Source organism: Pedobacter cryoconitis (assembly GCF_014200595.1).
Lineage (GTDB): Bacteria > Bacteroidota > Bacteroidia > Sphingobacteriales > Sphingobacteriaceae > Pedobacter > Pedobacter cryoconitis_C.
Genome location: NZ_JACHCG010000003.1, coordinates 262243 through 277624, shown reverse-complemented (window position 1 = coordinate 277624; position 15382 = coordinate 262243). Strand labels below are relative to the sequence as shown.

General features: G+C 39.3%; 11 protein-coding genes. 3 read left to right on the top strand and 8 right to left on the bottom strand.

What is annotated here, in order from left to right:
* Nucleotides 1-3: 3 nt before the first annotated feature.
* The 4 genes from HDE70_RS18430 to HDE70_RS18415 form a co-directional block, all read right to left on the bottom strand.
* A complete protein-coding gene (locus HDE70_RS18430; RefSeq protein ID WP_183868232.1) occupies nt 4-534 on the bottom strand; it encodes a hypothetical protein in 531 nt (176 codons plus the stop codon).
* Nucleotides 535-625: 91 nt separating this feature from the next.
* Nucleotides 626-1423: a sensor histidine kinase gene (locus HDE70_RS18425; RefSeq protein WP_183868231.1), complete on the bottom strand. Its 798-nt coding sequence runs from the start codon at nt 1421-1423 to the stop codon at nt 626-628.
* A gap of 232 nt (nt 1424-1655) precedes the next feature.
* A complete protein-coding gene (locus HDE70_RS18420; protein WP_183868230.1) occupies nt 1656-2351 on the bottom strand; it encodes a PRC-barrel domain-containing protein in 696 nt (231 codons plus the stop codon).
* 264 nt (nt 2352-2615) lie between these two features.
* Nucleotides 2616-2924 (bottom strand): hypothetical protein, encoded by a 309-nt coding sequence (locus tag HDE70_RS18415; RefSeq protein WP_183868229.1) that lies wholly within the window; start codon nt 2922-2924, stop codon nt 2616-2618.
* Between the two features lie 348 nt (nt 2925-3272).
* On the opposite strand from HDE70_RS18415, the gene glmS reads away from it, so the two are divergent.
* Entirely contained in the window at nt 3273-5111 is a 1839-nt protein-coding gene (gene glmS, locus HDE70_RS18410) for a glutamine--fructose-6-phosphate transaminase (isomerizing) (protein ID WP_183891487.1), read from the top strand.
* Nucleotides 5112-5189: 78 nt separating this feature from the next.
* Here the strand turns inward: glmS and dxs are convergent, their stop codons facing one another.
* Nucleotides 5190-7118 (bottom strand): 1-deoxy-D-xylulose-5-phosphate synthase, encoded by a 1929-nt coding sequence (dxs, locus tag HDE70_RS18405; protein WP_183891486.1) that lies wholly within the window; start codon nt 7116-7118, stop codon nt 5190-5192.
* Between the two features lie 243 nt (nt 7119-7361).
* On the opposite strand from dxs, the gene glyA reads away from it, so the two are divergent.
* Complete coding sequence (gene glyA, locus HDE70_RS18400; RefSeq protein ID WP_183868226.1) at nt 7362-8633, top strand: serine hydroxymethyltransferase; 1272 nt, start codon at nt 7362-7364, stop codon at nt 8631-8633.
* 20 nt (nt 8634-8653) lie between these two features.
* Entirely contained in the window at nt 8654-11428 is a 2775-nt protein-coding gene (locus tag HDE70_RS18395; protein WP_183868225.1) for a PAS domain S-box protein, read from the top strand.
* A gap of 264 nt (nt 11429-11692) precedes the next feature.
* Here the strand turns inward: HDE70_RS18395 and HDE70_RS18390 are convergent, their stop codons facing one another.
* The 3 genes from HDE70_RS18390 to rluF form a co-directional block, all read right to left on the bottom strand.
* Nucleotides 11693-12385, bottom strand: a complete 693-nt coding sequence (locus HDE70_RS18390; RefSeq protein WP_183891485.1) for a ComF family protein — start codon at nt 12383-12385, stop codon at nt 11693-11695.
* A 28-nt stretch (nt 12386-12413) separates the two neighbouring features.
* A complete protein-coding gene (gene rlmN / locus HDE70_RS18385) occupies nt 12414-13487 on the bottom strand; it encodes a 23S rRNA (adenine(2503)-C(2))-methyltransferase RlmN (RefSeq protein ID WP_183868223.1) in 1074 nt (357 codons plus the stop codon).
* A 158-nt stretch (nt 13488-13645) separates the two neighbouring features.
* On the bottom strand, nt 13646-14713 hold the full coding sequence (gene rluF, locus HDE70_RS18380) for a 23S rRNA pseudouridine(2604) synthase RluF (RefSeq protein ID WP_221302102.1): 1068 nt from the start codon (nt 14711-14713) through the stop codon (nt 13646-13648).
* Between the last annotated feature and the right edge of the window lie 669 nt (nt 14714-15382).

Here is a 15382-nt window from a genome sequence, read left to right as displayed (position 1 = left end):
GTTTTAAGGTTGTGTAACTGTGTAAACAACATTAGTTGCATAGGTTCCTGCGACCTTACCCAGCAGGCCGGCAGCAGTAGGAATCGAATAATTTACATTATAAGCAGTTGCAAGTGTTGCTGAGGCTGCGGTAACCAGTGCCTGGTTAGTCGTTGTTAAAGCAGGTGTAGCATAAGTAGCTCCTGTAGTTGGTGTACTCGGATCTATGCTCACTTGTACCACACTTAAAGATACCGGCGTTGCATTACCCGCAATTACATTAAATTCTGTTGCAGCTTTTACTGCGACGCTGTATGGCTTGTTACTCACCACAGTAAAATGGTTTGTTTTTAAGACTGTTTTACTACCTGCATAATCCGCAGCTGTTGCATAAGTAAAAACTACATTGGGAGTCGGGCCGAGCGTAATAGAGAATGCATCTGAGAGTACAATGCTTAGGGGCACGTTACCACTTACAGCCTGCGCATTGGCTTTAAGGTTAAAAATGGTGCTGACGGCTAATAATATAGCGGCAATAAGTAAGGTCTTTTTCATGTTCTGTGGGATACGTTAACTACAAAACTAGAAGTAAAGTCCTACTAAAACGCTAAAATAAAGACACATATTGATGTCACATAATTCTATATTATTTGAACGTTACAGTGAATGTACAGCCCTGATCAAGCTCACTTTCTACCGTAATTTTACCTCCCATAGAGGTAATCTGGGTTTTGGTAATAAACAGGCCGACGCCACTTCCGTTCACATGGCTGTGAAAACGTTGATTCAGACCAAAAACCTTGTCTTTATGTTGGAGAAGATCGATTCCGATGCCATTATCAGAGAAGATCATGATAATATTCCCCTCTTCATTAAGCTTGGTTGTGATGTCAATTCTGAGCGGCCTGCTTGCAGAATAATACTTCATTGAATTTGACATTAAATTCATCAGAACGCTTTCCAGGTAACTTTTGGGGAAAGGGACCATTTCACATTGGAAATCAGTGTGTATATAAATTCCCAGTTTGTGGATTTGTTTATTAAAATAATTGCATACTTTTTTAAAAACGGCAGAGATATTTACACTTTCTATATTCAGCCTTTTATCACTTTTGATACTCAGCATCTGTGTCAGATCATAGATAGTTTCATTCAGCTTAAAAGCAGAATCCCTGAACATATCTACAATTGTTTTATTATATTCATCCAGTACATCATAATCCAGGATGTCAATTAAACCAATTAAATTCGATAAAGGCGCGCGTAGATTATGAGAAGTGATATAAGCGAATTGATTCAGGTCCTGATTACGTGAAGTTAAATCCTCTATCAGCTGATCCCTTTCCTCCTCGATCTTATTTCTGGTGATGTATTCACGAAAATTAGTCGCCAACGCACTAATGTCAGAGTTTTTAATCATATTATCTTTTAGTTGATTTGACATGAGTATAAATTCATCGGAGATTACTGACATCAGGCAAACACCTTGCCATATTGTAAGGAAAAAACTTATCCGGATGCCCATTATTATTCTCTATGGGAATAATAAATTCTGATTGTTATGATAAAATGATTTTTCGCTGTTTATTTCGTATTGTGCTGGAAATTAATATTATGTCTATATGTGTAATGCCTTTTTTTGCCTGCCAAACTCAAAAATAATGGAGTAATACCAGCTAAATTGTATTATTTAAAAGCTGCTGTGCAAGTACCGCATCCAGTGCCGATCCGGCCGCCAGACTTAAGATATATTCATCTCTTGAACCGTCTCCTAAATACTGCGTGTTAGTGTTGCCCTGAAGATCAGTAACGCTATTTAAAGGATTATATGGAGTAATTTTAATATCGCTTTCTGCAAAGCCACTTTTGATCAATAATTTAAAAGCATTTTCTGCTTCACTTTCTTCCTGGTATACCCTGGTAATTACTTGAAAGGGGATGTGTTCGGCATAACTGCCATGTGCTTCTTTTGCAGCTGTGCTGGCCTGGTCAGTATCTTTATGACCATATATTTCAGAATCTGCTGATATGATCACATTTCCCTGAATATAATCCGGTAAAACTGAAATTTGCTGTGCGGTAATATTCGGGAGCATAACTTCCTGGGCATGGTTATGCAATTCTGCTGCACCGATAGGAATCAGCACTTCCCGCTCTTCTATATGCCATATGTTTCCGGAGAGGTTAAGAATCAGGTAACGTACTTTGTGCTGTTCATCAATAAGCAGATCCCTGATAGTTCCTATGAATTGTCTGGCAGAATTTACAACTGTCCAGGTAGTCAGATCAGGCTGCCCCGCTCTGATTGAAAAAGTGCTGTGGTTTAATTCTGTTAAATTTTTAAGCTGGTGCTCATTTTCTTTTCGTTCCATAGCCAGGTGTTTACAACTGTCAATAACTTAGTTTGGCGTTAAGATATACTTTTTAATATTTATGTACTACATATATATCTGTAATACAGTGATATCGTTGCTGCTGTGTTGTTGTTTATAACAATTGAAAGCAGCAGGATTTCGGATAGATATTCACATTTTTTGGAGTTATTCACACGCAAATGTGGATAACTCCAATTGATTAAGCATAAAAAAACCTACCCTTTTTAAAGGCAGGTCTCTGTTTTTCATGATGTGTGTTAATTATTTAACCACGCCATCTTTGCCAATTTTCAGAGAAGCAGTTTCTTCCCCTTTTTTAGCATCAACCTGGTAGTATTCGGCTTTGCTTGCATCAGTTATCTTGAACGCTGCAATCGGAGCCCAGTCTTTATATTTGTCTGATGCCAGTGTTGCTTTTACAGCATCAGGTAATTCTTCAATTTTAACCGGAGTTTTAGTTGTGCTGTCTTGTTGAGCTACAATACTAACTGGTGTTTTGATATCGTTTGCTTTAACGGTTGAGACACTTGCAAATGCCAAGATGGCTGCACCTAAGATTAAATTTTTCATATGTTATATTTTTAAATATGTTTTTTTTATACGACGATTCGTATTCAGGTAGGTTACATAATAATGCCAATTCTGTTTTTGAAACTTAATTATCTGTTAGTGAGCATATTAAAAATTATTGTGTCAGTTGTTTAGTGTAGAGAAACTCCACAAATTGCCGACAGGATAATCAATCGTTATAGACTTATTTTAATAAAACGAATTAATATAACCCTGATCCTGCATTAAGTCCGGGGAAATCAGAAAGCATTAAAGGCGGACTTTTGTCCCAAAAGAATGGCAGTATATTTTATTTTACTATAAATAAATCATTAATTGACTAGATTTACACCTTTATACTAGAATAATATGTGTGGAATAGTAGGATATATAGGTTATAGAGAAGCTTGGCCAATTGTGCTGAAAGGCTTGAAAAGATTAGAATACCGTGGATATGACAGTGCAGGTATTGCATTGATTAATCAAAGCGGATTAAAATTATACAAAAAAGCGGGAAAAGTTCAGGAGCTTGAAAATTTCAGTGAGGGAAAAGACAAATCGGGAACGATTGGAATGGGGCATACACGTTGGGCAACCCACGGTGAACCATCAGACAGAAATTCACACCCACATACTTCAAATGATGGTAAATTAACTATTATCCACAATGGGATTATTGAGAATTATGCGACCCTGAAAGAAGAGTTATTATCAAGAGGTCACGTTTTCAACAGTGATACAGATACAGAGGTATTGATCCATTTAGTAGAGGAGATCTATAAAAAGGAAAATACAGATCTATTGGAAGCAGTACGTTTAGCTTTACACCAGGTTAGCGGTGCTTATGCGATCGTAATCATGGACAATGATCACCCTGATCAGTTGATTGCAGCCAGAAAAGGTAGCCCAATGGTTATTGGTGTAGGCACAGGAGAGTACTTTATTGCTTCGGATGCAACACCAATTATTGAGTACACTAAAAATGTTATTTATCTGAATGATAATGAAATTGCGTTTTTAAAACGCGATGAGTTATTAATCAAAAGATTAGATAACGTTGTACAAACTCCATATATCCAGGAACTGGAGCTTAAACTGGAAATGCTTGAAAAAGGTGGTTATGAGCATTTCATGTTAAAGGAGATCTTTGAGCAATCAAGATCAATCAGAGACTGTATGAGAGGCCGTATTTATCCGAATGAAGGCCGTGTACAATTAGGCGGGATTAAAGAATATGCGGACAAGCTGAAAAACATTGACCGTATTATTATTGTCGCTTGCGGAACTTCATGGCATGCCGGATTAGTAGGTGAATATTTAATTGAAGAATATGCACGGATACCTGTAGAAGTAGAATATGCTTCGGAATTCCGTTACAGAAATCCAATTATTACAGAAAAAGATGTGGTGATTGCGATCTCTCAATCCGGAGAAACAGCAGATACCATGGCGGCTATTGAGATGGCCAAAGAAAAAGGAGCAACTATTTTCGGCGTTTGTAATGTAGTAGGTTCATCTATTCCACGTTTAACCCATGCAGGTGTTTATACTCATGCAGGCCCTGAAATTGGTGTGGCTTCAACTAAAGCATTTACAGCACAAGTAACTGTGTTAACACTGATGGCTTTTTATATGGCACAGCAGAAAGGTACTTTAACGCAAGCCAAATTGGTGGAGCTGTTAACTGAACTGGACTGTATCCCTGAAAAGATCACTAAAGCTTTAGAATCTAACGACCTGATTAAAGAGATTGCCCATAAATTTAAAGATTCCAGAAACTGTCTGTTCCTGGGCAGAGGAAGTGGTTTCCCTGTAGCTTTAGAAGGTGCACTGAAATTGAAAGAGATCTCTTACATTCACGCAGAAGGTTATCCAGCGGCAGAAATGAAGCATGGTCCTATCGCGCTGATTGATGAAGAAATGCCAGTAGTGGTTATCGCTACTAAAAACTCTTCTTATGAAAAGGTAATCAGCAATATTCAGGAAGTAAAAGCAAGAAAAGGAATTGTATTGGCTATCGTTACCGAAGGTGATACTGAAGTTCGCAAAATGGCTGATTACTGTATAGAAATCCCTGATGCAAGTGAAGCATTCCTGCCATTACTGGCTACTATACCATTGCAGTTACTTTCTTATCATATCGCTTTGTTAAGAGGTTGTAATGTAGATCAGCCAAGAAATCTGGCGAAATCTGTGACTGTAGAGTAACTCGCAGTATTAACATATAAAAAAAACTACTCCGTTTAATAATGGAGTAGCTTTTTTTTATGACATTATCTGACTGGGTTAAGAAGCGATAGTCGCAGTAGTTCTGCCCACTGCAATCTTTTTCACGGTGGCTATAATACCAGCTTTATCATAACCGCAGATCGCCCATAATTCATGCTGTTCTCCGTGGTCAACAACCTCATCAGGAATACCTAAGCGGATTACATTGGCCTGGTAACTATGATCGGCCATGAATTCAAGCACTGCTGATCCCATTCCGCCTTGCAGACAGCCATCCTCTACAGTAATTATCTTTTTATAACGTTTAAAAACATCATGCAGTAAAGCCTCATCTATAGGCTTAACAAAACGCATATCATAATGTGCAGGATGAATACCTTCTGTGTTTAATTCTTTACAAGCCTCAACAGCGAAGTTACCAACGTTTCCAATGGTCAGGATAGCCACTTCTTCCCCGTCACAAATTTTTCTGCCTTTTCCAACCTCAATAGCTTTAAAAGGACGTTTCCAATCTGTCATCACTCCGTTTCCTCTTGGATAACGAATAGAAAAAGGCCCCATGTTTTCCAGTTGTGCAGTATACATCAGGTTTCTGAGTTCTTCTTCGTTCATCGGCGCAGCAACAGTCATGTTAGGAATACAACGCATGTAAGCCAGATCATAAGCACCGTGATGCGTTGCACCGTCACTACCGGCAAAACCTGCGCGATCCAGACAGAAAACAACATTTAAGTTCTGTATAGCTACATCGTGGATCACCTGATCGTAAGCGCGCTGCATAAAACTTGAATAAATATTACAGAAAGGCAGCATGCCCTGCGTGGCTAGTCCGGCAGAGAAAGTAACGGCATGCTGTTCAGCAATACCTACGTCAAATGCGCGTTCAGGCATCGCTTTCATCATGATATTCATCGATGATCCTGAAGGCATAGCAGGGGTTATCCCCACAATATTTTTATTGGCCTCAGCCAGTTCAACCAGTGTATGTCCGAAAACATCCTGATATTTTGGTGGCTGTGGTTTATCAGTTACAGATTTTTTAATTTCACCGGTAATCTTATCAAAAAGTCCCGGAGCGTGCCATTTGGTCTGATCCTTCTCTGCTAATGCAAAGCCTTTTCCTTTAACTGTTACACAGTGTAATAGCTTAGGGCCGGGAATATCTTTAAGATCTTTCAGTACAGCCGCTAATTTTTTTACGTCATGACCATCAACCGGGCCAAAATACCTGAAATTTAAAGACTCGAAAAGGTTGCTTTGGTTCAGTAACGTGCCTTTGATACTTTTTTCTATCTTTTTGACGAATTTATGTGCATTAGGGCCAAGCTCAGAAAGCTTAATCAGTACACTTGAAATATCATCTCTGAACCGGTTATAAGATTTAGAAGTAGTAATATTTGTTAAATATTCTTTCAGTGCACCAACATTCGGATCAATAGACATACAGTTATCATTCAGAATAACCAGCAGGTTTGAATTTTCAATTCCGGCGTGGTTAAGTCCTTCAAAAGCAAGTCCGGCAGTCATCGCACCATCACCAATTACAGCAACATGCTGACGATCTTTCTCGCCTTTTAACTGGGAAGCAACAGCCATACCCAATGCCGCAGAAATTGAGGTAGAAGAGTGACCTACACCCATGGTATCATACTCACTTTCACTGATATTCGGGAAACCACTGATGCCATTCAGCAAACGGTTGGTATGAAAAACAGATTTTCTTCCGGTCAGGATTTTATGACCGTATGCCTGGTGGCCTACATCCCACACTAATTTATCGTAAGGAGTGTTCAGCACGTAATGTAAAGCTACAGTAAGCTCTACAACACCAAGGCTGGAAGAAAAATGACCGCCATTTACACTGACAGTATCAATAATATACTGACGTAATTCCTGGCTGATTTGTTCCAGGTCATCTTCTGTATACTGCTTTAAATCAGCAGGATAATTTATGTTAGGTAGTAATGGAGTGTTGAAGTTTTCCATGCAGGGTTTAATAGACAACAATATACAAAGTACGGGATTTTAGTTAAGATAACCGCAAAATAATAGTCATTTCAAAAACAAAACAAATACGTGTTCAGGCTTACAACAGTTGAAAAAACAAATATGTTCTGGTAAGGTGCTTAAAATCGTTTGCATGAAGTTGTATGCGTATGCTTTAGCAAGGTTAAAAAACAATTGGATTCTGACGAAAATGATTATTTTTACGGAAATATACTTTGATAAATGGAACGAGATACTTTAATTTTTGATTTGATTGACAGGGAATTAGACCGTCAGGAAAACGGCCTTGAGCTGATTGCTTCAGAGAATTTTGTAAGCAAACAGGTAATGGAAGCTGCGGGTTCAGTATTAACTAACAAATATGCTGAAGGCTTACCGGGCAAACGTTATTATGGCGGATGTCAGGTAGTTGATGAGGTAGAGAATATTGCCATTGAACGTGCGAAAAAACTATTTGGTGCGGAATGGGTAAATGTTCAGCCACATTCTGGCGCGCAGGCTAATGCAGCTGTGATGCTGGCTGTAATACAGCCAGGAGACAAAATCCTTGGATTTGATCTGTCTCATGGAGGACACTTAACTCATGGTTCTCCGGTAAATTTTTCGGGTAAATTGTACAAGCCTTTTTTCTACGGTGTTAAAAAAGAAGATGGACTGATTGATTATGCAAAACTGGAAGAAGTAGCTTTAGCTGAACGTCCAAAATTGATTATCTGTGGTGCATCTGCCTATTCAAGAGAATGGGATTATGCTTTTATCCGTAGCGTAGCTGATAAAATCGGTGCGTTGGTACTTGCTGATATTTCACACCCTGCGGGTCTGATTGCAAGAGGATTATTGGCAAACCCACTTCCTCATTGCCATATCGTGACTACCACTACACACAAAACATTACGCGGGCCACGTGGCGGACTGATTATGATGGGCAAAGATTTTGAAAACCCGTTTGGTATCAAAACACCTAAAGGAGAAACCAGAATGATGTCGTCTGTATTAGATATGGCAGTTTTTCCGGGTACTCAGGGCGGCCCGTTAGAACATATTATTGCAGCAAAAGCGATTGCATTTGGTGAAGCATTAAGTGATGAATACCTGGTTTATATCAAACAAGTACAAGCAAATGCACAGGCAATGGCTAAAGCTTTTATGAGCAGAGGTTATGGTATTATTTCAGGCGGTACAGACAATCACTTAATGCTGATTGACTTACGCAATAAAAATATAACTGGAAAAGTTGCAGAAAATGCGCTTGAAAAAGCAGATATTACCGTGAACAAGAATATGGTGCCGTTTGACGATAAATCTCCTTTTGTGACTTCAGGTATCCGTGTCGGAACTGCTGCAATTACAAGCAGAGGATTCAAAGAACAGGACATGGAGAAAATTGTTGATTTAATAGATCAGGTTTTAGCTAATCCAGAGGATGATGCCCATTTGAGTGAAGTGAGAAAACAAGTGACTGCTTTAGTTGCTGGTTTTCCATTATACAAGTAAAAAATACGGGTTAATCAATTATGCCAATAAATACAGGAGTATGGTCACCTAGTGAAAAAGAAAGATTATGTGCGTTATATGCATATCATATCCTTGATACCCCTGTTGAAGAAAGCTTTGATAACCTTGCGAAGCTCGCGACGCAAATCTTTAATATACCCATTGCCCTGATTTCTCTTTTAGATAAAGAAAGGCAATGGGTTAAATCTTCCGTTGGCGTTGAGCTAAAGGAATTTCCGCGCAAATACTCTTTTTGTGAATATACCATCCAGGGAAATACAGTATTCGAAATCTGCGATACTCTGAAAGACAGTCGGTTTACCGATTATCCGGTAGTTACTTCCGAGCCCTATATCAGATATTATGCCGGCGCCCCATTAATTGATGATCAGGGTTTTGTATTGGGTACACTTTGTATATTTGATTTGATACCCCGTCAGTTGACGGACAGTCAGAAAGATATTCTGAAAGGAATTGCGCAGGAAGTCGTTGTGCATCTTGTGCTAAGGAAAAAAGATGAACAGATTCGTTCCAGTGTAACCCGCTGCCAGGAACTTTTGGATATTACAGGAGTTTCTCCCGAAATCCATTGCATTCTTGATTTTAGAGGCAAGGTTTTATTCGTTAATGAAGCAGTGACCCGTTTATTGGGTTATACGGTGCCCGAAGCTATGGAACTCGGCCTTTTAGATGTCTGTTATCCGGAAGATATTCCCCGGGTGATGAAAAGCATCGCAGAAGGACTGGGGAATCATTATAAAGAACTTCATATTGACTTCAGGGTTGTTGGCCGGGACCGTATTATCCGCTGGATCAGCTGGTCGCTGGTTTCCAAAAACAGGCGGTGGTATACTTATGGACGAGATATTACGGATAATAAAAAGGTAGAGAGTGACCTGATGAAGCTGTCATTTGTGGCCAGTAAAGTAAATAATGCGGTCGTCATTAATGATGCAGATAACCATGTAACCTGGGTAAATGCTGCCTTTGAGAAGATCACAGGGTTTAGCCTGGAAGATGTTAAAGGAAAACGGCTCGGAGATCTGATCGTTGGCCCGAATACAGATCTGGAGCTGATTGATGAGGTTAGAAAACTAACTAAACAAAGGCAGTCTTTTACAATTGATATGCTGGCTTATCGAAAAGATAAGAAAGAAATCTGGCTTTCTGTTTACAATACAGTGGTGTTGGATGACAGAGGGAATGTAGAAATCGAAGTAGAGATTATCATTGATATTACGGATAAGAAAAGAGCAGAAGAAGAGTTACAAGTGCTGTCTATGGTGGCCAGTAAAACAAATACAGGGGTGAATATCCAGGATAATGAAGGCATTACCACCTGGGTCAATCAATCTCTTGAAAAGTTGACCGGATATAAGAAAGAAGAACTCTATGGACATCATTTAGGGAATATTCTTTCACCTAATTTCTATGATCAGGAACTCATATCCAGCTCCCGCGATAAAAGCAAGAACAACCAGTCTTATACGATAGAAGTGCTGGCAGAGAAGAAAAACGGATCTACGGTCTGGCTGTCTGTCTCCAACACACCTATTATTAATAGTAAAGGAAAAGTAGAACGGCAGATTGATCTGATCTCTGACATTACACAGCGTAAGCAGATTGAGAAAGAAATGATCGAAGCAAAAGAACAGGCTTTAAAGCTTAGTGAAGCGAAAGAAATGTTTCTTTCGGTGATGAGCCATGAAATCCGCACGCCTTTGAATGCTGTGATCGGCATGACGCATTTGTTATTAGACAATGACCCTAAAATCTCGCAGATTGATGATTTAAATATTCTGAAGTTCTCAGGTGAAAACTTACTGCATATTATTAATGATATCCTGGATTTCACTAAAATGGAAACGGGTAAGATGGAACTGGAAGTTTTTCCATTCAATCTTAAAACGCTGGCAAATGATATTATCAATTCGCTGCAAGTTAATGTAAGAAAGAAGGGGAATCAGTTAAATCTTGTTTTTGATCCTTTAATTCCATCCTTGATTTCGGGGGATAAGAACAGGCTGTACCAGATTCTGATGAACTTTTTAGGGAATGCGATTAAGTTTACGGAGAATGGACAGGTGCAGTTGATTCTGACCCTCGCCGGACAGAACGAAAAAGAGTCGATTATCAGGTTTGAGATTACAGATAATGGGATAGGCATACCTAAGGACAAGCAAAGCTATATTTTCGAAACTTTTACGCAGGCCAAAACGGATATTTCCAGAAAATACGGAGGTACAGGATTGGGACTGGCAATTACGAAAAAGTTGTTGCAGATGTTCAATTCTGATATTATTGTGGATAGTACTGAAGGGGAGGGAACGACCTTTTCTTTTGAAATTGCATTTAGTAAAACGGCAGAAATATCTGTTTCGCCTGGTAATAGTACCGAAATGAGTGTTTTTATAGGCAAAAGGGTATTGGTCGTAGACGATAATGAAATTAATATCCTGATTGCTAAACGGATCTTGAGCAAATGGGGATTAGAGATTGAAGCTGCTGTGAATGGGTATGAGGCGATAGAAAAGGTGATGACGGAGAGTTTTGACCTGATCTTTATGGATATTAAAATGCCCGGGATAGATGGTTTCGAAACTACAGGGATTATCAGGGATATCAGCGGGGACTATTACAAGAAAGTGCCTATCATCGCGCTGACTGCTTCTACGCTTAAGAATGACCATTACAAATTTAATGAATGCGGTATGAATGGCCATGTGCTAAAACCGTTTAATCCTGAAGAGATTAAAAACCTGCTTTTCGGTTTCCTTTCACGCGAAAAGGAATAGAGGGCTTCTTTTTATTTCCCGGCTCAAAAAAAGAGCCGGAACTCCATTTCTGAAATTCCGACTCCTAAATTAACGCTCTCGTATATATAAACGGTTAAGTGCGGTTATTGTTTTTACTAAATTGTTTTTTTTATAAAAATAATTTGAAAAGATAAAGGGCCGATATTTCTATGAAGAAAATATCGACCCTTACCATCTAAATTAACGCTCTCAAATATATAAACGAGGATAAAATATAAATGTTATACTGGGCATGTATTTTTTTTATTCTGCATAGGCGAGGGTGGCTATGGATAGTTTATTTAACCCGTTATCCAGCAGAAGTTTGCCGCAGGCTTCAAATGTGGCTCCGGTAGTCAGGATGTCATCAACGAGCAGAATATGCAGATTTTTTAAATCTGGAAGCCGATTGATTTCAAATGCATCTTTTATGTTTTCGAAACGGTTATACCTGCTCTTTTTTGTTTGTGTGGCTGTGTTGATTTTACGGGTAAGGAGTTTAGTGTGGATGGGGCTTTTTAATATATGTGCTATTCCTGCTGCAATAAATTGACTTTGATTGTAGCCTCTGCTGTGTTGTTTTTTCTGGTGAAGTGGTATGGGGACGATTAAATCGGGTCTCTGGTCTGATAACAGCATGCGTTCACCGATCATTTTACCTAACAGGAAGCCGATATCTGTTTGTCCTTTGTATTTGAGCTGATGAATGAGTTGCTGGACTCTGGTACCTTTTTTAAAGTGTAAAAGGGCAATGACCTGGTGAATTGGAATGCGGCCCCAGAATATTCTGGCTGCGGGATTTTCAGGGTACAAATGAAAGTCTGTGAAGGGGAGGTCATGCAGACATTTAGTGCAGATCGTTCTTTCTCCGTAAAATAATGGGGTACCACAGGCGTTACAGTTCCTGGGAAAGAGGAGGTGAAAAAGGTCAGCAAAGGTTTGTTGAATCAGGGACATTTTACAATGTACCCCTGATTTGCCGGAATTAGTTAACTGATATAGCTGGTTCTTCTGGTTGATTTTTTACAGCGAGTTGTCCACAGGCTGCATCAATGTCTTTTCCACGGCTGCGTCTGATATTTGTATTCACGCCCTGACTTTTCAGATAATTAGAGAAGGCATCAATTTTATCTCCTTCTGCGTTGATGAAGTCTGCAAACTGAATTGGGTTGTATTCAATCAGGTTCACTTTACAGGGTACGTGTTTACAGAATTTAGCTAAGTCTATAGCATCCTGAAGTTCATCGTTAAAGTTGTTGAAAACGATGTATTCGTAGGTAACAGGGTTCTTTGTTTTAGCGAAGTAGTATTTTAATGCCTCGGCGAGTACTTTTAAAGTATTCTGCTCATTGATTGGCATGATTTCATTTCTCTTCTTGTCATCTGCGGCATGCAGGGAAAGTGCGAGGTTAAATTTGGCGCCGTCATCTGCCAGTTTCCTGATCATTTTGGCGATACCTGCTGTAGAGACAGTAATTCTTTTATAAGACATGTTCAATCCATCAGGAGCTGTAATACGCTCTATTGATTTCATAACATTGGCATAATTTAACAGGGGTTCTCCCATTCCCATATACACGATATTGGTCAATGGCGCATTGTAGTTCTTTTTTGCCTGCTGGTCTATCAGCACTACCTGATCATAAATTTCATCGGCATTCAGGTTACGTTTTCTATCCATGTAACCTGTTGCGCAGAATTTACAGGATAGGCTACAACCTACCTGGGAACTTACGCAGGCGGTCATACGTTCTTCCATTGGAATCAGTACGCCTTCAACGATGTTTCCATCGAATAAGCGGAAGGTATTTTTAATGGTTTGGTCGTTACTAAATTGTGTATTGTTGACCTCAACTGCATTGATGGTATAGTTCTCGTCTAGTTTCTTTCTCAGGTCTTTAGACAGGTTACTCATTTCTTCAAAAGAACGCGCAGATTTTTCCCATAGCCATTGGTAAACCTGTTTGGCACGGTAAGCGGGTTCTTTCATCTCAGTAAAGTGCTGCTGAAGCTGGATAAGACTCAGGGAACGGATATCAGTTTTAGTTGTTACTAGCATTTGATGCAAAGTTACCTAAAAATAATAAGCCACCCAATTTTTCGTTGGAACTTACTTATTTTTAGTAAGTTATGAAATTTGTATGACCTTATTCGATTAAAATAGGAACTGGGTCATACAAATTGGAGGTATTTTATGATGTGCTAAGTTATTGATGTTTAGCGTTTTGGACTTCTTGTCTTTGCTGGTGCTGATCCTGATCTTCCTTTTGTTGGTTTTACTGATCTCCTGCTTGGGCCATTGCTTTTATTCCAGTCATTGGTGGCAGCCGGTGCTTTGAATGCGGATGATCCTGATGCTGGTTTTGCCCTTGAACCTCTTGGTGGTTTTTCGTCTCTTTCGCTTCTTTCTCCGCGCTCACCTCTTGGTGTGGTTGGTCTTGGTTTTCCTTTTGACGGGCCTGCTGGTCTTGCTCTGAATGCTTTTGCAGGAGTTACATTAATTTCTTCTGGTGCAGTAGCTGTTTTTGCTTTTTTAACTACTCTTTTTGCAGCGGCATGTTCGACAGAGCTTGATTTTGCAATCATGTTATGGATTTCTGTCAGTTCTTCCGGAGTGAATTCTCTCCATTCTCCTACTGGAAGGCCTTTCAGGTTGATATTCATAATACGAATACGTTCGAGTTTGGTAACTTCAAATCCGAAGTGTTCACACATGCGTCTGATTTGTCTGTTCAGACCTTGAATCAGCGTGATTTTAAAGATGAAGGGACTTTCTTTGGTGACTTTGCATTTTTTGGTCATTACCCCCAGTACGGGTACGCCTTTTGCCATGTTGGTAATAAACTGGTCTGTTAATGGTTTATTAACGGTTACCAGGTATTCTTTTTCATGGTTGTTACCGGCACGAAGTATTTTGTTAACTAAGTCTCCGTTATTGGTCATGAAGATCAATCCTTGTGAATCTTTGTCTAGCCTTCCTATTGGAAAGACTCTTTCGCTATGGTTCACGTAATCAACGATGTTGCTTTTTACGCCTGCTTCTGTTGTACTGGTTACGCCAACGGGTTTGTTAAATGCAAGGAGAATAGAGTTGTCTACTTCTTTAGGCTCAATGGTTTGTCCGTTTACCGTAATCAGGTCACCGAAGTAAACTTGATCACCAACTTTGGCTTTTCTGCCATTAATAAAGACATTTCCCTGTTCTATGTATCTGTCTGCTGCTCTGCGCGAACACATGCCGCTTTCACTAATGTATTTATTTAATCGGGTGGTAGAATCGGACATAATAGTATTTCTTTTTACAAAGTAATCAATTTATACCCATATATGCTATGAAAATAATGGGATTTCAAAAAAACAGTTGTTATTTCTTGCTGGATTTCATTCTGCGAATGAAACAGGCTGCGAAATTAACAACTGGTTTTTTTGAAATTTCACGGGTTTTTCCAGACATATAATTTGGTTAGCAAGGTTGGATAAATTGGTTGCTTTGAAAATTAGAACAGACTAGTTACAGTCGGTTTGGGAAAAAAGAGGGGAAACGCTGGGTAGAAGATAATTGAATGAAATATTGTTGTTGGGTGCTGATTGCTTGATGGAGAAACCTTGGGAAGAAAACAATTGAAGAAATGATAGTTGTCGGGTGCAGATTTGTTTGGTGGAGAAATGCTTGGAAGATGATAATTGAAGGAAGTATTGTTGTTGGGAGCAGACTTGTTTGGTGGAGAAGTGGGTGCAAAAAAGGGGGTAATTTTTTTACGTGGCCTTGGCGTATAAAACAGGTGTTCAAACTAGGTTAAATAGTGCCTTGGAATGATATTGGAATGAGGTTGCAATGACGTTGGAATGACCTCGCAATGACCTGGGTCATTCCAACCTCATTTCAATGTCGTTTTAAGATCTTTTCAATATAGGAGAGTAACTAGGGTTAATAGGTTGTTTACTAGTTGTTTA